Origin of the sequence: Flavobacterium sp. JAS (assembly GCF_020991455.1) — a bacterium.
GTDB lineage: Bacteria > Bacteroidota > Bacteroidia > Flavobacteriales > Flavobacteriaceae > Flavobacterium.
Genome location: NZ_JAJMOX010000002.1, coordinates 385,573 through 408,459, shown reverse-complemented (window position 1 = coordinate 408,459; position 22,887 = coordinate 385,573). Strand labels below are relative to the sequence as shown.

Here is a 22,887-nt window from a genome sequence, read left to right as displayed (position 1 = left end):
GTTTTATAATTACCTATAAATGATTACTTTAACTCAAACAAAATATTTTTTAACTCAAAAACATGAAAAGTTTCTCTTTCCAGCCTATAACTAATAATGATGCTAAGATTTTAATTCTAGGTACAATGCCTGGAACAAAATCATTAGAAATAAATCAGTATTACGGACACAATCAAAATAATTTCTGGAAATTTATGTTTACAATTCTGCAAGAAGATTTCTCGAGAGATTATGAAATGAGAAAAGCACTTTTGCAGAAAAACAATATCGCCTTGTGGGATGTTCTTCAATATTGTGAACGAGTTGGAAGCCTTGACAGCGCAATCAAGAACGAAATCGCAAATGATTTCGAAACGTTTTTAAAGCAACATTCTAACATAAAAGCCATTATATTCAACGGACAAAAAGCCGCGGCTTTCTTCAAAAAGTATGTGTCTTTAGAAAAATCATATCAGCTTATCACCCTGCCTTCTACAAGTCCGGCAAACGCCAGTATAACATTTGAGTCTAAACTAGACCAATGGAAGATTATTTCCTCACTTTAAAATAGCCAATAAATCATAGTTGAAATCATATAACATTTCTGACTTAAAATATAACACCAAACTTCCTCTTCTAAAATAATTTTACCCTAACAAAACAAAAGCCAGTTAAGAATGAATTTAGGAGAAAAATGAGGCTTTCAAAATACGGATATTACTAAGAAAACTGTAAAAAGTTTAATTATAGAGGAAACATTGGTTATGTTAGTTTATTTTTGAGGAAAGCTATTCTATTTTAGGGTAGCTTTGTTTTTTTAAGTATAAACCAAAAACATAGTAATTATGAAAATTCAAACCTATTACAATCATATACGGTTTTACACCCCACATCATTTTGTCTATTATCCAGCTCTGGCCTTGTTTTTAATTGCCAGTATTTATTTTGCAATTACAACAAACGACAGTCTTATTTGGTCGTTTATTAGTGTTGGTTTTGCGTTTTTATTCTGCTTGGCCTATATGCTGCGCCAACATTATGCACTCACTTTGCAAAACCGAATTATCAAATTAGAAATCCGTTATCGCTACTTCACCTTAACCGGAAAACGATTTGAAGAAATCGAATATAAATTCACTGACGACCAAATATTTGCCTTTAGATTTGCCCCCGACAATGAGTTTTTACCACTTCTGGAAGATGCGCTCAAAAACAACCTCTCAGGTGACTCCATAAAAAAAGCAATCATACACTGGAAAGCAGATTATAACAGAGTTTAGATTTTTTAGATTCTAAGATTCTGAGTTGCTAAGGTTCTAAGTTTCATTTCCCTAAAGGTGCTCTGCTGTGCGTCTAAACTGCCATTTAATCTTTTTCAAGACGCAAAACTCTTTAAACCTATGCCCCTTTATAACAATAATTTGGGCATGCCACCAATTAGAGACACTGCTGTGCATCATTATGTTAAAAAACATTAAACTTTTGTCCCTTTGTACCTCTGACCCTACGTACCTCTATGCTTTAAAAAACACATACTACACTGACTGTCAGATGAATTATTAAAATAATAAAATCAAAAAAATAAAATGAATGATTTTTTTTGTTAACTTTAAGTGTTAAAATTAACTACCAAAATTTAATAATAAATCTCATGAAAAAATTATTTTCTTTATTGATTATTTTCCTTTTTTGGTTTTCAGCTCATGCACAAAATACTGGTGAAATCTCTGCAGAGACCACTTTGCCTGTTTTACAAAACAGTAATTCAGATGAATTCCAGAACTCTGACCCTGAAGATTTGCCTTGGCACGGTAGACGTTTTAAAGTAACTGCGGGAGCCTTTTTTCCTGTTAATAATACACAAATTCAGGTTGGAACCAATAACGGAAATCGCGGAACAGAAATAGATCTCGAAGATGATTTAGGTTTCTCAAAATCAAGTTCTTCTTTTATGGGAACATTTGAATGGCGTATTTCCAGAAGATCCAGATTAGGTTTTGAATTCTTTGCTTTGAACAGAAGTTCTACTAAAACTCTTGAAAGACAAATTGATTTTGGTGAGCATACTTATAATATCAATACAAGAGTAACTGCTCTTTTTGATGTTCAGATTGCAAGAATTGCATACGGTTATGCTTTTTTGTCTAAGCCAAAATACGAAGCCGGTTTATTAATTGGTGCGCACGTACTTTTTGCTGATTTAGGTATGAGAGTAGACGCCAATCAGGCTGTTTTAGAATATAACGATAGTTTCAATTTCACTGCTCCGCTACCAGATATTGGAATTTGGGGAGAATTTGTTTTAGCAAAACGTTTTGGCTTGTATGTAAATGCAAATTATCTGGCAGTACAAATTGACAACATCGATGGCCGAATAGTAAGTTATAATTTAGCTCTTTCTTATAATGTCCATAAAAACTTCAGCTTAACAGCAGGCTATACTGGTCTAAACTTTAAAGTAGACACCGTCAGAGAAAGATTAAACGGATACCTGAAATGGGGCTACAACGGGCCAACTATTACCGCTGTTTATGCTTTTGGTAATCATGTTAAGTTTTATAAACATTAAAAAATAATTAAACCATATAAGTTCCCATAGGAAATCATAAGTTTTTAATTTCCACAATCTTGTCATCCCATGAACTTACATGGCAAAAAACCAAAATAACAAACCCGATACCTTCAAAAAGATATCGGGTTCATTGCTCAAAACCAAACTTAATTCAAAATAAACCTTACTAACTTATTTCTCGATTGGAGAAAATTTTATAGCTGTTCCTCCTCCAGCTGCCAATTTAATATTCAGTATTGTTTTACTATTTACTTTTTGTTTTGAAATTGCAACCGGATAAGGATTTGTTTTATAGTTTGCTCCTGCTCCATCTGCATAAATTTCGGCTTCGTAGTCTTTTGCGGCATCCAGGAAAGATAAACCAACTTTAAGATCTCTGGAATCGCTATTGGTGATAGATCCCAAATACCAGTTTTTGCCGTCCCAGTCTTTACGGGCAATTGTGGTGTATTCTCCAATTTTAGAATCCAGAACTTTGGTATCTGACCAATTGCAAGGCACTTCTTTTACAAACTCAAATTCAGGTTTTCCTTCGTAGTTTTCAGGCAAGTCAGACGCCATTTGCAACGGACTGTAAATGATTACATATAAAGCTAATTGGTTTGCCAAAGTTGTTAAAACTCTCGCTCTTGAAGGCGTTTTATAATCAAAATTGAAATTACCTGGTGTGTAATCAAAGGGTCCAGAAAGCATTCTTGTAAAAGGTAAAGTTGTTAAATGTTCCGGAGTATTTCCGCCATCAACAGACCAAGCGTTGTATTCCTGTCCACGTCCGCCTTCCTGAGACATAAAGTTCGGGTATGTACGCTGTAATCCCGTTCCTTTTATAGGTTCGTGATTGTCGATCATGATATGATATTTCGCAGCCGTTTCCATTACTTTTCTGTAATGACGCGCTCCGTACTGGCTGTCGTGCCATTCTTTTTTGTCTAAATATTTATTTACATAGCCCGTTTTTACGGTATTCACGCCCATTTTGTGATACAGTTTAAAAGCATCTTCCAATTGGCTTTCATAATTTTTTGTGGCACCTGCCGTTTCATGATGTCCTATTAAACGAACATTTTTAATAGCGGCATACTTTGTAATTTCATCCAAATTAAAATCGGGATATGCTTTAGTATAACTAAAGGCAGCTCCATCGGCAGTCCAGTCGCCGTCCCAGCCCTCATTCCAGCCTTCCACCAGAACGCCGTCAAAATTGTTTTTCGCAGCAAAATCAATGTATTCTTTTGTATTCTTAGTTGTCGCCCCATGTTTTGGTCCTTGTCCCCAAGTATATTTCTCTAGGTGCATTCCCCACCAGATTCCAATATATTTTGAAGGTGTAATCCAAGAAAGATCTTCAACTTTTGAAGGATCATTCAAATTCAGCATAATAGTCGAAGTTGCCACTTCTCCCGGAGTTTTACCCACAACAATAGTTCTCCAAGGTGTATTAAAAGGAGTTTGGGCATATACTTTTACACCATCAGCCCAAGGCACCAATTCGCTTTTGTATTGTTTATTATTTGTTTTTAAAAGTGTCATTGAGGCAAAATCAGTCAAATTGGCTTCGTGAATGGCTACATACAACTTCTCTTTTGTTTCAAAAGTTGCAGGTGTGTTTATCGTATCTGTTTTGCTCACTGCTGTTTTGCGATACGTGCTTTCATAATAGCTGTTTTCACGGTGCACGGGAATCCACCAAACGTCATTCTCAGATTTGAAGGTGAATTGCGTAATTTCATTAGTGATTTTCACTTTTCCTAAATGGGACTGTTTTGGAAAAAAGTATCTAAAACCAACTCCATCGTCAAAAACCCTGAAAATAATATCTACTAAACGCTCCTCGCCTTTTGATTCTTTGAGATGAACAATTAACTCGTTGTGGTGATCTCTTACTTTTCTGAATTCTCCCCAAGGTTGTTCCCAAGTTTCGTCTGACGTTTTTTCTTGGGTGGAAACCACTTCAAAACCTTCGGTCATTTTTGGGACTCCCTGAAATTCAAATCCCATTAAAGAAGGTTCTATTACGGATTTTCCACCAGAGGTAAAACGATATTCAGGCTGACCTGAAGCGGTTAATTCGAAAACTAATTCGGTGTTTTTTCCCGGAGAACTTATTTTGTATGTTTTTTTAGTACCAGCCGTGCAAGCGTAAATTAATATTGACGCTAAAGCAATTAGACAGTATCTATATTTTATGTTTTTCATTATTTAATTGTATTAATTACAACTCTTATTTAATTTCATTTATTAACTCTTTTGCTTTTGCGGGCTGCATTGAAACAAAGTAATTAAAAGCCTGATCTAATTTTTTCTGGGCATCGGCACTACCCTTTTTTTCTACTCGCAGGTTGTAAAGTTTACTGATATCGGGAAAAACCGTTTGGGTATTTTTTACACCGGTAAATGTTTTTACTTTTTCGATATAACTGTATCCAAATTCTACTGTTGGTTCGAACATTGTTCCTTCTCCAAAGTCATTCCATGTAATGAGTTGCAGGTAGTTTAAGTTTGCATTTTTAGCCAAAGAAAGTGTTTCATCAAGTGTGGCTCCATTGTTTGGTTCTATTGTCCAGCCAATGGCGGAACCACCACCACCTTCGGCATAAAAATCTTTAAAACCGGGATAAGCACTTCCCATTGCAACAGAAAGTTTTGGTTTTGTATTGGTATAAAAATTGGTCAAATAAGTGCTGTTTTTAAATACCCACGCATATTCGCCCGAAGCATTGTCTCCAGCATCTACAGATTGATCCCAAAGGGTTAAAAAAGTAGGTTTTGTAGTTAAGGTATTAAAAACGTTTGTCCACTCGGCCGGTGTTTGCAATATTATTGGACCAAAATTAAGCAACAATGGTTTTGTGTTTATTTTGATATAATTTTTATCGTCAAAATAATTGTTTTGCATGTACGCCAAGTCGGTTTTTGCGGCAGCGGTTACAGAGATTGCTTTTCCGGCATCAACCACATTTTTTGTAACTCTGTCTTCATAAACAATGGCGTATTCCAGACCAACTTTGCTTAACATTGCAATTAATTGCTCTGTGTTTTCTTTAACCATTCTATAATCATTGACATCATAAGTACCATACCAATCGATCAAAACTCCGTCAATTCCAGAATATTTCATCAATAATAAATGATTTTCAATCACATTTTTATCACCCGAATGGTATGGACCAATTAGTGGATAATAATAGGATGCGATTTCTCTGCGGCCGTTTGCTCCTACTATGTTTGGATTTTTGTTTGCCATTGTCCAGTGATATCCCCATTTTTTATCGGCACTACTTTCATTGGTTTCAAACCAAGGCATATAATGAACGTAAATTTTGGTGCTGTTTGTTTTTTCAATGGCAACAGGTGCAAGTGTTTCTGGTTCTGTAGGTTTATCTGGACCTTTGTCATCGCCGCTGCTGCAACTGGTAACCAAAATGTTCATGATCCCAAAAAACAATAATGTGATATATCTTTTCATATTGAGATAATATTTGTTTTATGATTGTTGTGGTTATTTTTTTTTGCCTTTGATTTTGAAGTCTTTGGCTAAAAAAAATATGAATATGTCAGCCTTCCACGACTAACCAACATGGAAGACTGACATTCCAGAACCTAATTTACAGGATACCCAGGGTTCTGAACCAGGTTTTTGTTTGTTGTCATCACCGTACTGGGAATTGGAAATATTGCTCTGTATTTCTCCGTTGGTCCTTTTTCCCACCATGGATCGAAGAATGTTCCAAAACGAATATTGTCTGTTCTTCTTCTTCCTTCAAAAGTGAATTCCTTAAGCAATTCCTGATCGATAAAGTGAAGATCTATTGTTGCAGGCATTTCTTCTCCGGCACGCGCTGTTACTTGTTGTAAAAATGGTTTTGCTAAATCCGGAGATCCTAAACGAACGTAACATTCGGCTTGCATCATTAAGATTTCGGCATAACGAATTAAAACAAAATCATGATCGCGCTCCCATTGTTCTCCAGCTTTCATTTCGTATTTTCCTAAACGGACTCCTTGATTTTCTTTAGCATCGGCAACACTTGTAACTTCTTCTGTGTAGGTTAATGGCTCTCCATTATCCATTAAAATAACTTGTCCTGTTGCTACACTAATCTGATCGCCTGCAACCATACATTTCTTTCTTTTGTCTGTATCTGCAAAAGCGGAGTAAACTCCCGGTTGTGCACACATTCCGTTTGCGCTCCATGGATAATCATTTCCTGATGCTGAGATTGTCAATTTATGCAAGTAATGACAAGACATTGAGTTCATATAATTACCTACTGTTCCTGCTTTTGAATCGTAAGGAATAGCAAAAATAATCTCTGTTGATTTTTGATTTTCTGTAGCAAAATTGGCAAAGAAATCAGGTGTTAATGTATAACCTGTAATCTTCTGACACATGCTGATACAATCTTGCCAACGTGCTGTTCCAATAAAAGCTTCAGAGTTAAGATACAATCTGGCCAATATAGAATAAGCAACATTTTTTGTCATTTTAGAATACACTACATTTCCGGTTAAATGCGGAATTGCATCTGTCAATTCTTTTTCAACGAAATCATATACTTGTTTTCTAGTTGAATTTGATGGCAGAGAAGTATCTTGAAAATCCGTCACAATTGGTACATTTCCAAATAAATCCAAAAGATTATAATAGTAATAGGCTCTTAATGCTTTTAATTCGGCATAAATCGGAGCTTTCGCCGCAGCTGTCAATGCCGATTTATCAACCTGATAAATAATCGAATTGATTTTAGCGATTCCGGTGTAATTGTAACGCCAAGCCGAAAGAATCAAACGATTGTCCGGTTTCCAGGTATGTTTTTGAGCTTCCTGATATTGCCCGCCATCATACCAGTTTGTACCTCTTGTTGGAATTGTAGCTTCATCTGAAACCGTTTCTTCTAAAAAAAATACGTACTCAGAAGTTGGATAGTTATTGGATATTCCATCGGCAAATCCTCTTAATGAAGAATAGGCTCCACCAACTAATGCATCTACTTCTTTTGGAGTATTTCCAAAATTCCCATCTTCTACCTTATCATATAAATCCTCATTTAAATTGGTACATGATATCGTAAAAAGCATGCTAATGAATAGTGCTGCTGTTATTTTGATTTTCATTTTTTATATTTTTGAGTTAATTCGCTTAATTATTAAACGTGAAATTTAATCCTACAGAAATCGTCGTTGGTCTCGGGTAGTTGTTATACTTATCGATTCCCGGCGCTGCTAAACCTGTTTGATCAGCGCCATCCTGAGCGTTTAAACCAATCTCGGGATCAACTCCTTTGTAACTAGTAATTACAAAAAGATTTTCTCCCATAAGATACACTCTCAATTTCGAAGATTTAGATCTTAATGGCATTGTATAGCCAACTGAAAGTGTCTGAAGTCTAAAGAATGAAGCATCTTCGATCCAGTAATCTGAATATTTTGGAGCTGATGTAATTCCTGTGTTTAAGAAATCATCCGGCACGTTGAAAGTTGGTAATCTGTTAGGATCGTTGAGCATCATGTTTGTAGCGTTTAATGCTTTTTGACCGAACATTCCGTATCCTGAAATACCAAGATCAAAATTTCCGTAAGTAAAATTCATTCCAATACCCATAGTCAAATCCGGTTGAATATTTCCTAAATCTGTTTTATCAGCATCTACCAAAGCACTTTCAGCAACTACAGCTCCCGCTGCATTATAGTACTGAATTTTACCATTTTCATCAAGTCCCGCATTTCTGAATCCCCAGAAAGTTCCAACTGGATACCTTTCGGCAATAATTTGAGAATATTGTCCTGACATACCTGCTAATCCGTGTAATGATCCGCTGTAGATAACATCTGTTTTATACGTTGGATTTGATAATTTTTCGATTTTCTGAACGTTGTGTCCTAATGTTAAATTAGCATTCCAAGAAAATTTATCTCCTTTAATGATATCTGCATTCAAAGTAAGTTCCACTCCTTTATTAGACATCTCTCCAACGTTTGCTAGCATTGTTCCCACTAAATAAGGAGGTTGCGGCACTTCGTAAGTGTATAATAAATCGTCTGTGTTTTTAGAATAATATTCCAATGAGCCTGTAATTCTATTAAATAAACTAAAGTCTATACCAATGTTTAATTGTTTTGTAGATTCCCATTTCAAATCAGGATTTGGGTTTTGTTTTGGAGAATAAGCCAAACTCCAGGTTCCTGTAACCGGATCGTAGTAACTGTCGTTTCCAACTCCTAAAATAGAAAGCGACTTGTACTCACCAATCCCGTCCTGATTACCCGTAACTCCATAACCAACTCTTAGTTTCAAATTGTCTAACCAACCTTTTGTAGAACTCATAAACTCTTCGCTGGAAATTTTCCATGCCGCAGATGCAGATGGGAAAGTTCCCCATTTATTGTTGTCTCCAAAACGGCTTGAACCATCACGTCTTACTGTTGCAGTCAACAAATATTTGCTGTCATAAGAATAATTTGCACGAGCGTAAAACGACACTAAATTTGATTTTCCTTTATAAGAATACACATCTCCCAAACGATAATTGTAACCTGCTCCTAAATTGTTGTAGCTAAAAGCATCTGTAACAAAACCGCTGCGTTGCGCTCCAAAACCTTCATAAATATTCTCTAAATACGAATATCCTGCAAGAGCTCCAATGATGTGTTTGTCAATTACTTTATTGTAATTCACATAAAGTTCACCTTGCGCATTGGCATATTCTGCATATGTTTTTTGAGCATAACCATCTTCAGTTATACCTTCCATAACGGCGTAGCTTGGTTTATAAGTACTTCCTTTTACGGCGTTATGTTCGTATGAAATATTACCTACAGCGGTAAAATCATTCAGGAATTTAATCTCCGTTTTAAAATACCCTAACAATCTGTGTCTTTCATTGTCAACTGTTCTATTGGTTAAAATCTCAACAGGATTCTCGTAGATAGTTCCCGCTACAGATGTAAACTTTCCGTTAGCATCATATACGGGAATTGTTGGATTTAAATTATAAGAGCGTTCAAAAATTCTATAATCCAAAGGATGCCATTTGTCAACATTGGCAAATAAACCCATGTCAAATTTCACGTCTTTGTTATCTCCAAGATATTGGTAAGCACTTACGTTTCCGCTTAATCTTTCCAATCCTGTAGTTTTGATAACTCCTTCATTGTTCAAGTACGAAAGTGAAGTTCTAAAACCGCTATCTGCTTTTCCTGAATTAATACTCAAAGTATGTGATTGCGAAATTGCCGTTTGCTCAATTGCTTTTTGCCAGTTTGTATTTCCGCCATAATCAATTGCATCTTTGTTTCCAGTACTGCGAACATAGCCTCTCCATTGATTTGCTGATAAAAGATCTAAATTGTCTGCCACATACCCAATGCTTGATAAACCGCCGTAAACTACAGAAACACCTTTTGTTCCTGATTTTGTTGTAATGATAATAACTCCATTTGCTCCTCTTGATCCGTAGATGGCTGTCGCCGAAGCATCTTTTAATACGTCTATAGATTTAATATCTGATGGTTGAACCACATTGATATCTACACCTGCAATACCGTCAACAACAATAAGTGGGCTGTTGCTTGCTGTAAGCGAAGTTCCTCCACGCAATCGTATTGTAGAACCCGCAGCAGGATCTCCCGAAGGACGAATTATAGCCAATCCTGCAACTTTTCCCTGTAAAACCTGTTCTGTAGAAGAGATTGTTCCTTTTACTAAATCATCCGCTTTAAGCGAAGAAATAGCACCCGTTAAATCTGATTTCTTTTGAGTTCCATATCCAACAGAAACTACCTGAACCTCTGCAAGCTGATAACCATCGTTTTGTAAACGAACCTCTATGTTTGCTTTTGTAGTTTCAGTAATTTGAACTTTTTGAGTGGTTGATCCAATAAAAGAAACTTCAATAGAACCTCCTAGGGCTATATCCAGCACAAATTTTCCGTCAAAATCTGTAGTAGTGGCATTTCTGGTTCCAGTTTCTAAAACTGAAGCTCCAGGCAATACATTTCCAGTATTGTCATAAACGGTTCCTGACACATGTTTTTTTCCCTGAGCAAACATTCCTGCCGAAAGAAAAAGCATGAAAATCATGAATACCAGCGATTTAGTAGTCCACATTTGCTGTAGGACTATTTTTTTATTTTTACTATTCTTCATTAGAATTGATGTTTTAATTTGATAGTGAATTATTTGTCTAAAGTTTTAAGAGGCATCGTCGTATCCGAAATCGTTTTGTCTTTATTGTCTTTTACCAAAACATGAATCTCAGTTAAATTCGCAATACCATTAAGTTCTGTAACCAAATTGACAAATCCCTTTATCTCAGCCGTTCCACCTGTAAATTCTCCGGTAATTATTTTACTTCCGGCAGTAATGGTGTAGATTAATTTGTTTACACCAGATTCATTATTTTTTCTTGACATACCCAGAAAATCTTTCTGACTGATTTGTAATGGAAAAAATCCAAAAACCGGTGGCGGTGGTGGTACATAAGCTCCTGCGTATAAAACCTGATCCGGAATTGTTCCTGCCCAATCGTCTTTTACCATCAGAAAAACTAAATTTTTCATCTCGTAACCATCCGGCGCATTGTAATATGTTTTTGGAACCAAATCCATTTTATAAAAACCGTTTCCTAGATCTTTCAGTTTTGTTTTTTCAACAATATCCGGTAACCATGATTGGTATTCTTGTTTAAGATCCCAGTCGTTCAATCCGCTATGCATGTGTACACTTGTTGCCCCTGCAAATCCCGGAGCCAGATTAGCATTAAACAAAATACTTACTCCTTTATCAAGTGTTGGTTTTGTTGGATAAGCTCTGATCAGCTCATTTGCGGTGTAAAATGATGAAAAATCAGTGTATGGCACATTTGCCACCTCGCTTTGTTTCGATCCATTTTTGTTTTTTAAACGAAACCAAAATCCGGCGCTTGCTGCAATTTCATCCGGGGTTTTAGAAAAATAGGTTGTTGGAGTTAAAGTAAAACTCCAAACTTTGTTGCCTTCATAATGCAGTTTTGCAAAATCTGAAGAGTTTTCCCAGTTTCCTGCATCTGGCTCAGAAGGTGACCAAATCCAGATATAAAGATCTTCGGTTTCTGCAAATGTGGTTCCTGAAAGATCAAAATACCAGGTAACTTTTTCATCATATTTGTACACTACCGGAAACGATGACATTGCACCTACAGATCCCGCAGCTTCTTGCGCTTTGATAAAATTAGGGGCCATCAAAAGGGCAAGTAAAATTGTATATATAATTTTTTTCATATTACTTTTTAATTAATAGCATTTAATTTGAATACATAAGAAACGAACGGGCTACCTCCTGAGGAGTGTATCAATTGAAACTCCATTTCTCCATTTTTACCCGGAACAGAAGTCAATACAAGTTCATCTGTTTTTTGAGTTTTTCCAGCATCACTATACAAATAGATTTTTGCAGGACCACCTCCGGTTGTTTGTTGAAAAGCTGTGCTTAATTGCCAAAATCCTTTTGCAGCAAATAATGGAGGAACATTGCCTGTAACTTCATAACTTGTAGGATTTTCATTTTCATCTACGTTAAATTTGATTTTAAAATCTTCGTAGTTAAACCAGGTACTCAAGTTTTGTTCGTTTGGTTCGATCTTATTTGCCTTGGCAAATTCATCAACCATTTTCAAATTTGTTAATCCCCAGTTTCCATTTACTTTCTCATAAATGGTAATCGGGTCAACGTAGCTTCCGTCATCTGTATTGTCACAGCCAATGGCAAATAAACACATAATAACAGCTAACCAATAAATACTTTTACATCTCATACAATTGTGGTTTTTGTTAGTTTTTTATCCCTTTAAAAGGACAGCACGAAACTAGATGTTAAATAAATCTAAAAAAAAAAATCCGTGAAAAATCAAGATAAAATTCAGAGAAAACAAATACTAACTTATTAAAAATCAATAGATTAAATTTTAAATAGATTTACAAAAATCAAGATGCTGTATAGATGAAAAAAGCACAAAATCAATGGCAAAAATGACAATATGGAAATTAAATTATATATTTTTTCAACTATACATATATTTATTAGCTTTTTATTGTATAATTGCAAGTTATTAAACCGCTTTTAACATTTCAAAACCATTTTCTCGTGCTTAACTTCCTTTTTAGATGTATTTTAAGAAGAAGTTGCTCATTTTAAAAGTTGCTAATCATCAACTCTTAAACTAAATTTGAATTAAAAACGAACTAGCTCAAAAAGAATCCAAAAATTCCCCTAAACCAACCCAAACCATGCAAAGAATATTAATTCTATATTTTTTCATTGCGGGTTTTTCTCTAACAGCCAAAGAGACAAATCCTGTTCTAGAAGAATTAGATAAAGTACTACTCAAAAAAGAGGTGTACTTAAAACAGAAATATCATAAAATTGAAGCATTAAAAAGAAATGTTTCAAAATTTACGGTAAGTCAAAACAACGAGCAGTTGTACAATACCTATATGGCATTATTTGAAGAGTATAAATCCTTTAAATATGACTCTGCTTATTACTATCTTGAAGAAGCTAAAATAAAAGCCATCGTTTTAAAAAACCCACAATATTTGGCCAAAAGCCGAATTAAAGAAGGTTTTGTACTGCTTTCTTCGGGCCTTTTTAAAGAAGCTATAGATACCTTAAATATCATTGACGACAAAAAACTCGATCAAAAGCACAAATTTGAATATTATTCCATCAAAGCCCGCGCCTATTACGATCTGTCCGATTATAATGGTGATAAGCGTTTTAATATCCATTATGTACAGCAAGGAAATCATTTCCTGAAAAAAGCATTGGAGCTCATCGGTACCAATACCAATGAATACTGGGCAGCCGAAAGTTTAAAACGTTTAAAACAGCAGGATTGGCGTGGCGCCGAATTTGCGTTTAGCTATTGGATTAATAATTATGATTTGCCGCCGGATTATTATGGTATTGCAACTTCTAGTCTGGGTTATATTTATTCCGAAAGAGGTTATACCAAAAAAGCCATTCAATATCTGGCACTCGCCGCTATTGCCGATGTTAAAAATGCGACAAAAGAAACCGTTGCCCTTAGAAATCTTGCCAATGAACTCTTTAAAATGGGTTATCTCGACAAAGCAAATGAGTATATTAATATTGCTATGGATGATGCAACGTTTTATAATGCAAGACATCGTAAAATTGAAATCTCTTCTATATTACCCATTATCGAAAAAGCACAGCTGAATAATGTAAAAGACAAAAATGATAAACTCGAAAAGATCATTATTCTATTAACAATCTTGACGTTAATTATTGTTTTGTTTTCGATTATTATTTTCAAACAATTAAAAGAAAGAAATAAAGCCCGAAAAATAATGGCTTCGTCTTATGCACAACTTCAGGAAATGAATATCAGTTTGAGCGAAGCAAATGCTATTAAAGAAGAATATATTACGTATTTTATCAAGGCAACTTCGGCCTTTATTAATAAAATCGATCATATTCAGAAAAGTACGCTGCATAAAATCATCACCAAGAAAACAGATGAAGTTATTGCAAGTTTGAAACGTTATAATGTAAAGGAAGAACGCGAGAATCTTTTCCATCAATTTGATGAAATCTTCCTGAAGCTATTCCCTACTTTTGTGAATGATTTTAACCATTTATTCCCGAACGATCACAAATGTATTGTCAAAAAAGGAGAACTTTTAAATACTGAACTCCGCATTTTTGCTTTATACCGATTAGGAATTCAGGACAGCAGCCAAATGGCAGAATTTCTGGAACTTTCTGTAGCTACAATTTATACGTATAAAACCAGAATCAAAAGCAAATCAGATTTTAAAGATACTTTTGAAGAGAAGATTATGGCAATTAAAACTATATGATTTTTTGCCCACGAATTGGACGGGTTAAAACAGATTGACACAGATTAGAAAAATCATTTTAATCTATGGCAAAAAAGAAAAAAAACGCCACGAATTCACGAATTATTTTTGCATCTGCATGAAGAAAAATTCGTGAATTCGTGGCGCTTTCTTTTTATAGTTTATTCTGAAGTTTCTAATTGAAGTATCACGTTTTGATATCTTTTTCCCAGGGAGAATAATTGCTCGGCAAAAATCATAATTGCCAACGGAACAAAGAAAAATGTTATCATATTTTCTTCGTATAAAAAATAAGTTGTGATCATAAAAATACGAGCATACTCGAGATAATACATCCATTTTCGTTGTTCTAATAAAGCGCCGCAATTAATAAGTGTTATCAAAATTATAGAAAGCACAAAAACCTTATCCAAAACACTTAAAAGGTCAAAATAATAGGTAAAAATAGTTAACACCAAAGTAGAGATTCCCAATTGTATATAAAGGTAATTCCTAAACCTCAATCTTTGATGGGGATTAGCTTTATCCTGTAAAAAGCGTTTTTCTAATGTTGGACGAATATCCTGATCCATATGCGCGGGACTTCCAAAAACAGCTTTCCATCTGGCTTTAAAACCTTTTGAGCGTTTCCATAATTCATAAATTTCAAAGTAATAATGAAAGTGTTGCCACAAAAAACTATAGCTTTTTAGCGGATGCGTTAATCCATATTTGGGTCTTTCTTCTTCTTCCTGGAAAGTTCCAAAAATACGATCCCAAAAAGTGAACATATCACCGTAGTTTTTATCTAAATATTTCTCATCAGAAGCATGATGAATTCCATGAACCGAGGGCGTTACAAAAACATATTCCAACCATTTTATCTTTCCTATAAGCTGTGTATGCGTAAAAAAAGAATACGCACCATGAACAATGAGCATTGTAATTACCATCGCGGGATGAAAACCTACAAAAGGCAAGACACACCAAAATCCGGTTCTGACAATCGCCTGAAAAGTCGTAATTCTGGCTGCTGCCGTAAAATTAAATTCTTCGCTATGATGATGCACAATATGCGCTGCCCAGAAAAAATTGACTTCGTGCCCCAATCTGTGGTACCAATACCAAACAAAATCTGTGGCGAGAATTAATCCAATCCACACAAAAGCATTACTTGGGATGTCAAAAATTCGATAATTGTTATATATAAAATAATACAATTGATAAAAACTGGCCGCAATAAATAAGTTGATTAATCTTTCGGCAATACCAATACTAATATTTGAAACAGAACTTTCGTAATTGAAAATTTCCGGTCTTTCTTTTCGTTGAGCCAATTTATATTCCAGAAATAAAAACAAGAAAAAAGCAGGCATTGCAAAGGCAAGAAAATTAATATGTTCCATTTTTAAAAATTACTTTTTTTGATTTCTAAAAAACTTTTATTCGATTCATTTTAAAACTAAGAAAAAGACATTTCCATTGCTTATCGTTTATCTTTTCAGAATAATAACCAATGAAAATTATCTTCATCCCTTTAGAAAGCCAATTCTAATTTTGTCTGTACTTTGGAGCTTCCAATGCCACTTCTTTAACAGATTGCGTATCGGCTACTTTTTGTAAAGCAATAATATAAGCTGCAATTCGTGGCGTCACATTATGCTTAAGTGCAATTCTAAAAACGGTTTCGAAACCTTTTTCTAAAATATCTTCCAAACGTGTATTGATTTGGTGAATTCTCCACGATTCTAAAAGTGAATTCTGAAGCCATTCGAAATACGAAACGGTAACACCCCCGGCATTTGCTAAAATATCAGGAATAACCAAAACATTATTATCATGCAATATTTTATCAGCATCTGATGAAACTGGTCCGTTTGCACCTTCAACTATAATTTTGGCACGAATATCATTTGCGTTCTTTTGCGTAATTACATCTTCTTTTGCAGCAGGAATTAATACATCAACATCCAAAAGCAATAAATCTTCGTGTTTTATAGCAACCGAGTTCGGATATCCTTTTATGCTTTTATTATTGAGATTATAATACAAAATCAACTCCGGAATATTAAGTCCTTCCGGATTATAGAAAGCTTCCGAAACATCACTTACGGCCACAACTTTTAATCCTTTTTCGAATAAAAATAAAGCCGAATGCAATCCAACATTTCCAAATCCCTGAATAGCCACCGTAGATCTGGCAGGTCTTAGTCTTAATTTTTGAAGTGCCAGTAATGTAATAATACTTACGCCTCTTCCTGTTGCTTCTACTCTGCCTAAAGAGCCTCCGGAATGTAAATGTTTTCCAGTCACTACGGCATGAATTGTTTTGCCGTGAACTATTGAAAACTCATCCATTAACCATCCCATCTCATCTGGGCCTGTTCCCATATCCGGCGCCGGAACGTCTTTTTCAGGTCCAAAAATATCCGCTAATGTTTTGGTATAAGCTCTGGTAATTTTTTCTAATTCTGTTTTAGAAAGTGTTCTTGGGTCACAAATGATTCCGCCTTTTGCTCCTCCAAAGGGAATTCCTGTTACCGCTGATTTCCAGGTCATCCAGGCTGCTAAGGCTTTTACTTCATCCAGATTTACCGAGGTATCATAACGGATTCCTCCTTTTGATGGTCCTAATGCTGTATTGTGAATCACGCGATATCCTTCAAAGTTTTGAATTGTTCCATTATCTAAAGTAATGGCAAAATTAACAACGATTTGTTTTTCCGGACGTTGCAATTTTTGCCTGATGGATTCATCAAGGTTCAGAATATCCGCTGCGATATTAAAACGATCAATCATAGATTGAAAGGGATTCTGTTTTATAATTTCTGCACTCATAATATATATCTTTTAATTTGGGTTTGTGTGATTAAGAATTTTGTCTATTTAAAACACTTTTAGAATCGTTTTCAAAAAGTATTTATTTATCCATAATTATTGCATTCGCCAACATGGAATTTTAATTAGACAACATTGCATCATTATATTGGTATTTCTATTTGATCTCATATCCTCAATTTTTTACTAATTCTAAAAAAAGCCTTTCATGGTGCATGAAAGGCTAAAAAAAAAATAACTAACAAGTGTACTTTCTCTATTAACGCCATTTCATCACATGATTCATCATGCAGCACATCTTTGTGCTGTACATAAACGGGATGATATATCGACTACAGTTTTCCATTGTTATTGCAAATTTATAAATATATTTATAAATTCTATAGAATTAGTCGAGTTTATTTTACAAAGAATACAAACATATTCTAAAAAGAACTGTAAATTAAGGATTTAAGCTTCTAAAAAAAATTAGTTAAATTGTGAAATAACAATCAAAATAATAGAAATTAAGGCTAAAAAGATACCTGCAAAGTTGATTTTGGACAGTTTTTCTTTAAAAAAAAGTAATCCAACAAGACTTCCCAAGATAATAACTCCCATGTTCATTCCGGCAAAAACAGTCGATGGATTTTCGGCGAAAGCCTTATGTGCTTTTAAGTAAAACAGAATATTTCCGAAATTAAAAATTCCGACTAAAGCTCCAAAAAGAATATTTTTAGGCTCTAATTTGACGTTTTTAATTCCAATTTCATAAATACTTATCAGAGCTGCAACTCCCAAGGAAATACAAAAAACTACAAACAAAGATGTCGTATAAGGCAAAGTAGTATATAAAGCAATTTGCTTGAAAAGGATATCAATAATTCCAAAACCCAGTAAAACCACTGCAGGATAAATCCATTTGTTCTCTGCGTTTTCAGATTGTTTTCTTAAGATCAATAAAAGCGCCAGAAAACCAATTACAAGTCCGATTACTTTATAAGAGTTGAATTCTTCTTTGAAGATGAACCAAGCCGCCAAAATTGGGATAAATAAGGATAATCGTTGAGCTGCGTCCGTTTTTACGATTCCCATATGTTTTATAGAAGCTACTAAAAACAGAAAAACTATAGGCAATAAAACGCCAATTGCAATATATAAATTCCAAGGTGCTTTCTGGTTAACTTGGGTTAAATCCGGGCTAAAAGTAAAATAGCAAAGTGTTAGTGCAAATACATAATTGAAGGTGACTATTTGAGTTGGATTCCCGTTATATTTTCGGGTTATTTTGAAAATTACGCCAACAATTACACTACAGAGAATACTTAAAACAAGAAACAGCATAGGTTTAAATTTTGAATGCAAAAATAAGCTTTATCCGTTTTACACTTTCAAAAAAAACATTTTAATCACTCTTAAGCCAACCTGTAATACTCATTCGGGTATTTTGTGTAACCAAAACCTCATGAACTAATTCATTACTTTTAAAGAATACCGTTTTCCCCTGTGTTGGAGAGATTTTTTGATTGTTGTTTTCCTGATGAATCATAAGTTCTCCTCCATCAGATTCTTTCCAATTACTATTGAGATAACTAATCATTGAATACTTTCGGCTTGGATTATTTTTGAACTGATCTAAATGTTTCAAATAAAAATCACCCGTTTCGTATAAGGAATAATGAAATTCATAACCAGTAATTCCGGTGTAACAACTTTCATTGAGATACAATATAAAAGCATCGATTTTATCGAAAAACTTATTTTCAAAGACATTGTTGTGCTTTTTATCCAGCCAATAGATAGAATCACTTCTAATCGCGCCATCATAACTGAGTTTCTCCGAATTACCAATTCCGGCAGCCATCAATAAACTTTTCTGGTTTAAATCGAGTAAATTCTGCTTTAAATGATTGGCCAATTCAGGGGTTAAAAAATGTTCTGATATTCCTACTTTGTTCTCAATATAACTCGCAATCAAATCTTCGAAACCATCTTCCATTTTTTGTTTGGGAAAACTGCAAATACAGCCAACGGAGCAAGGTAGATGAAATTAAAATGGTAATGGGTTTGTTTTCAATAAATAAAAAACCCGACAGATTTTAAAAACCTGTCGGGTTTTGACATAAAAGGCGTTTAAATTACAATTTACTAATATAACTTCCGTACATATCTTTAAACTGATGCCCTTGTGCAAAGCGATCTTTGCTTAGTTTTTTATATTCAACCAATCCCCATAAAACAAATTCTTTGAAGAAATATTGGTCGTTTTTATCCAATTGTGGCTGGTATTTCTTTAACAAAACATCTAACGGAGTTACTTCATCCAGAATGCTTTTGTATTCAGCGTCTGAAGCGTCGTCTAATAATTCGAAACCGCTTTCGGCAAAAAACCATTCAATCAAATCTGAATATGGTGTTTTTTCTCCTGGTTTTTCCAATTTTTCAATCTTAGGCAAAAGCGTTGGAAATAAAGTTCTGATTGCTGAACCAATTAAGTTCTGCGCCACTGCAGCGGCTCCCTCCTGCTCTCCTTCGTAAACCAATTCTACTTTTCCGGTAATGGCCGGAATGATTCCAATGAAATCAGACAAACGCAAAGTAGTTTTATCAACTCCGGCTTTCAAAGCACGGCGTTCAGCGGTGCTCATTAAATTCTCAAAAGCGGTAATACTCATTCTGGCACTCACACCGCTTTTATTATCGATGTACTCGCTCTCACGGGCTTCAAAACTTATTTGCTCTAAGATATCTTTAGCCAAACTTGGCACATGAACGAGTTTGTGTTGTGTTTCATCCAGTTTTGCTTCTTGCTCTGTAATTGTTCTGGCAATAGCAACACTCTGAGGATAATGTGTCAGGATTTGAGAACCAATTCTGTCTTTTAATGGCGTTACAATACTACCACGATTGGTATAATCTTCTGGATTTGCCGTAAATATAAATTGCATATCTAGTGGCATTCTCAATTTAAATCCTCTAATTTGAATATCCCCTTCCTGCAAAATATTAAACAACGCCACCTGAATTCTGGCTTGTAAATCCGGCAATTCGTTGATGACAAAAATAGAACGGTTCGCTCTTGGAATCATCCCAAAGTGAATTACACGATCATCAGCGTAAGATAATTTTAGATTTGCGGCTTTTATTGGATCAACGTCTCCGATTAAATCGGCAACGGTTACATCTGGCGTTGCTAATTTCTCGAAGAAACGCTCGTTTCTGTGCAACCATGAAATTGGAGTTTCATCACCTTTTTCGGCAATAATATCTCTGGCAAAACGCGAAATCGGATTTAACGGATCGTCATTAATCTCAGAATCGGTTACAAACGGAATATATTCGTCTAATAATTCGACCATTTTGCGCGCCAAACGTGTTTTTGCCTGTCCGCGAAGTCCTAATAAATTGATGTTATGACGCGATAAAATAGCACGTTCTAATTCTGGAATCACGGTATTTTCGAAACCATGAACACCTTCAAAAACAGGTTTTCCCGATTTGATTTTCTCACGAAGGTTATTTCGTAATTCGTCCTTGATACTGATGCTTTTATATCCCGAGGCTTTTAATTGACCTAATGTTTTTATAGTATTTATTTCCATTTTTATTGAAATAGCTGTTTTATTATTTAATTTGTTTTTAATGACAATGATTGTGTCATTTCTTTGCGGGAGGCGCACTGCTGTGTGTCTCTACAATATACATTATGTATAAAATTCATCCACGGGACATAACGTAAAAACCTTTGTCCCTATGAACCTTTGCAACTTTGAACCTAAATTAACGAACCCTCTTCTTCCTATTCGTTTCATAATCTTCAAAAATCATTTCACCCAAACCTTTAAGTCCGGTATAAAATGCTTTTCCTTGATTTGCTTCTGTAAAATGATTGACAAAACGTTGCAAATAAGGGTCATTTGCAATCATAAATGTCGTTATCGGAATGTGTAATTTTCTGGCTTGTTGTGCTTGTGTATAACATTTATCAACGATATATTCATCAAGTCCGTTACTATTCATATAATAGGAACCGTCACGCTCGCGAACGCAACTCGGTTTTCCGTCGGTAATCATGAAAATTTGCTTGTTGGTATTTCGCTTTCTACGCAAAATATCCATTGCTAATTGAAGTCCCGCAACTGTATTGGTATGATATGGACCAACTTGCAAATACGGCAAATCCTTAATTGGGATCGTCCAGGCATCGTTTCCGAAAACTAAAATATCAAGTGTGTCTTTTGGATAACGAGTTGTGATTAATTCGGCCAAAGCCATTGCAACTTTTTTGGCAGGCGTGATTCGGTCTTCGCCGTATAAAATCATACTATGACTGATGTCGATCATCAAAACAGTACTCATTTGAGCTTTGTATTGTGTTTCTTCGACAACCAAATCATTTTCGGTGAGCATGAAACTCTCTACACCGTTATTGATTTGTGCATTTCGTAAACTTTCTGTCAGCGAAATTCGTTCTAAACCGTCTCCAAAATTAAACTCGCGGAATTCTCCTGTGTGTTCATCGCCATTTCCGGCATGTTTGATTTTGTGATTTCCGTTTCCCGAACGTTTTAAATTTCCGAAAATTTGATCTAAAGCTTGCTGCCTGATGGCACGTTCTGTTTTAGCAGTGATTCCAAAGCCTCCGCTTCCATCGGGTTTGACTTCGTCTTTTATGTAACCTTTCTTTTTTAAATCTTCGATAAAATCATCGATTGTGTAGTTCTCATCCGTAAGTTTATATTCTTTATCTAACTCCCGAAGCCAGTCTATAGCTTCATCAAAATCACCCGAAGTATGGGTGATTAACTCTTTAAAAATGCCAAAAAGTTTTTCAAACGGAGACTGAAATGGGGCTTCGTACGACTTAAAATAAAAACCTTTTTTAAATTCGTTTTTCATAATTCTAAAATTACACTATTTTAGAATTACGAAAAAAGAAACGTTTATTAATTTTTAGTTAAAATATTGAAACAAAAAGAGTTGAATTAGCGAAAAAACCTATCAATTATTCAAACTTTCCATCAAGATAGTACCACGCATTATCTTCGAATTTAAAAGTAGAAAATTCGTAATGCGTTTGCGGTTTTTGATTTGCATCTAAAAAATGGGCTTTAAATTCTACCGTATTTTCGGTAAAACTCAAAATCTCTAATTTTTGCCATTTATTGCTTGTTGCCCATTTCAGGATTTCGGCTTTTGAATAATATTGCCTTTCAGAAACATGAGTCGTTTGCAAAAGATAATCAGCATTATAAGTGGCGTATGCCGAATATCTCGAACGCATCAAAGCCAATGCTGTTGGCGCTTTTTGATTGTTTTTAAGATACAATCCGCAGCAATTTTCAAACAATAAACCCGTATCGCAAAAGCATTTTTTACTCTCCATCTACTTGCTCTTCGCCATTAATCTTAACATGCAATTGATTCAATAATACCTGATAACGACTAATTTCTCTTAAATCTTCATCTTCTTCGGCGTGATCCAGCATCTCGTCTAATATTTCATTTACTTCAAGCAATTTATTATTGGCTTCTCTGTCGTTTTTTGCAGCAATTAGATCAATAATTTCCTGCACACTTACTTTTAAATCTTCGAATTTCATATCTATATGTATTGTTATTTTTGTTTCAAGTTTCAGGTTTCAAGTTGCTGAGCATAACTTGAAACATGAAACTAA

At 34.8% G+C, this 22,887-nt stretch carries 18 protein-coding genes; 4 read left to right on the top strand and 14 right to left on the bottom strand.

From position 1 onward, the window contains the following. The first annotated feature begins 62 nt into the window (after nt 1-62). The 3 genes from LPB88_RS03730 (at nt 63) to LPB88_RS03720 (ending at nt 2,548) form a co-directional block, all read left to right on the top strand. The gene (locus LPB88_RS03730) at nt 63-545 is read left to right on the top strand and encodes a DNA-deoxyinosine glycosylase (protein ID WP_230712551.1); all 483 of its coding nucleotides are present in this window, start codon (nt 63-65) and stop codon (nt 543-545) included. A gap of 279 nt (nt 546-824) precedes the next feature. Further along, nucleotides 825-1,259 (top strand): DUF6526 family protein, encoded by a 435-nt coding sequence (locus LPB88_RS03725; protein ID WP_230712549.1) that lies wholly within the window; start codon nt 825-827, stop codon nt 1,257-1,259. Between the two features lie 371 nt (nt 1,260-1,630). Then, nucleotides 1,631-2,548, top strand: coding sequence for a hypothetical protein (locus tag LPB88_RS03720; RefSeq protein ID WP_230712547.1), 918 nt, complete (start codon nt 1,631-1,633; stop codon nt 2,546-2,548). A 174-nt stretch (nt 2,549-2,722) separates the two neighbouring features. Here the strand turns inward: LPB88_RS03720 and LPB88_RS03715 are convergent, their stop codons facing one another. The 6 genes from LPB88_RS03715 to LPB88_RS03690 form a co-directional block, all read right to left on the bottom strand. Next, entirely contained in the window at nt 2,723-4,747 is a 2,025-nt protein-coding gene (locus LPB88_RS03715) for a glycoside hydrolase family 97 protein (RefSeq protein WP_230712545.1), read from the bottom strand. A gap of 25 nt (nt 4,748-4,772) precedes the next feature. After that, nucleotides 4,773-6,017, bottom strand: coding sequence for a glycoside hydrolase family 71/99-like protein (locus LPB88_RS03710; RefSeq protein ID WP_230712543.1), 1,245 nt, complete (start codon nt 6,015-6,017; stop codon nt 4,773-4,775). Nucleotides 6,018-6,151: 134 nt separating this feature from the next. Then, the gene (locus LPB88_RS03705; RefSeq protein ID WP_230712541.1) at nt 6,152-7,666 is read right to left on the bottom strand and encodes a RagB/SusD family nutrient uptake outer membrane protein; all 1,515 of its coding nucleotides are present in this window, start codon (nt 7,664-7,666) and stop codon (nt 6,152-6,154) included. Nucleotides 7,667-7,691: 25 nt separating this feature from the next. Next, on the bottom strand, nt 7,692-10,697 hold the full coding sequence (locus tag LPB88_RS03700) for a SusC/RagA family TonB-linked outer membrane protein (RefSeq protein WP_230712539.1): 3,006 nt from the start codon (nt 10,695-10,697) through the stop codon (nt 7,692-7,694). Nucleotides 10,698-10,726: 29 nt separating this feature from the next. Further along, nucleotides 10,727-11,809, bottom strand: coding sequence for a hypothetical protein (locus LPB88_RS03695; protein WP_230712537.1), 1,083 nt, complete (start codon nt 11,807-11,809; stop codon nt 10,727-10,729). A gap of 8 nt (nt 11,810-11,817) precedes the next feature. Further along, nucleotides 11,818-12,342: a DUF5004 domain-containing protein gene (locus tag LPB88_RS03690; RefSeq protein ID WP_230712535.1), complete on the bottom strand. Its 525-nt coding sequence runs from the start codon at nt 12,340-12,342 to the stop codon at nt 11,818-11,820. 472 nt (nt 12,343-12,814) lie between these two features. Here LPB88_RS03690 and LPB88_RS03685 point away from each other — a divergent pair, with 472 nt between their 5' ends. After that, on the top strand, nt 12,815-14,413 hold the full coding sequence (locus LPB88_RS03685) for a DUF6377 domain-containing protein (protein ID WP_089351651.1): 1,599 nt from the start codon (nt 12,815-12,817) through the stop codon (nt 14,411-14,413). Nucleotides 14,414-14,574: 161 nt separating this feature from the next. Here the strand turns inward: LPB88_RS03685 and LPB88_RS03680 are convergent, their stop codons facing one another. The 8 genes from LPB88_RS03680 to LPB88_RS03645 all read right to left on the bottom strand — a co-directional run bounded on the left by LPB88_RS03680 (nt 14,575) and on the right by LPB88_RS03645 (nt 22,812). Next, nucleotides 14,575-15,798, bottom strand: coding sequence for a sterol desaturase family protein (locus LPB88_RS03680; protein ID WP_230712527.1), 1,224 nt, complete (start codon nt 15,796-15,798; stop codon nt 14,575-14,577). Nucleotides 15,799-15,943: 145 nt separating this feature from the next. Beyond that, entirely contained in the window at nt 15,944-17,230 is a 1,287-nt protein-coding gene (locus LPB88_RS03675; protein ID WP_230712510.1) for a Glu/Leu/Phe/Val dehydrogenase, read from the bottom strand. Nucleotides 17,231-17,698: 468 nt separating this feature from the next. Then, nucleotides 17,699-18,553: an EamA family transporter gene (locus LPB88_RS03670; protein WP_230712508.1), complete on the bottom strand. Its 855-nt coding sequence runs from the start codon at nt 18,551-18,553 to the stop codon at nt 17,699-17,701. Nucleotides 18,554-18,614: 61 nt separating this feature from the next. Continuing rightward, nucleotides 18,615-19,208, bottom strand: coding sequence for a 2OG-Fe(II) oxygenase family protein (locus tag LPB88_RS03665; RefSeq protein ID WP_110837728.1), 594 nt, complete (start codon nt 19,206-19,208; stop codon nt 18,615-18,617). Between the two features lie 139 nt (nt 19,209-19,347). Beyond that, nucleotides 19,348-20,811: an AAA family ATPase gene (locus LPB88_RS03660; protein WP_110837729.1), complete on the bottom strand. Its 1,464-nt coding sequence runs from the start codon at nt 20,809-20,811 to the stop codon at nt 19,348-19,350. Between the two features lie 178 nt (nt 20,812-20,989). Further along, nucleotides 20,990-22,108 carry a VWA domain-containing protein gene (locus LPB88_RS03655; RefSeq protein WP_230712506.1) on the bottom strand — a complete coding sequence of 373 codons (1,119 nt, stop codon included), beginning with the start codon at nt 22,106-22,108 and terminating at the stop codon, nt 20,990-20,992. A gap of 106 nt (nt 22,109-22,214) precedes the next feature. Continuing rightward, entirely contained in the window at nt 22,215-22,595 is a 381-nt protein-coding gene (locus LPB88_RS03650) for a YchJ family protein (RefSeq protein WP_230712504.1), read from the bottom strand. After that, a complete protein-coding gene (locus tag LPB88_RS03645; protein WP_230712502.1) occupies nt 22,585-22,812 on the bottom strand; it encodes a hypothetical protein in 228 nt (75 codons plus the stop codon). The genes LPB88_RS03650 and LPB88_RS03645 overlap by 11 nt, the downstream gene beginning before the upstream one ends. Nucleotides 22,813-22,887: the final 75 nt, after the last annotated feature.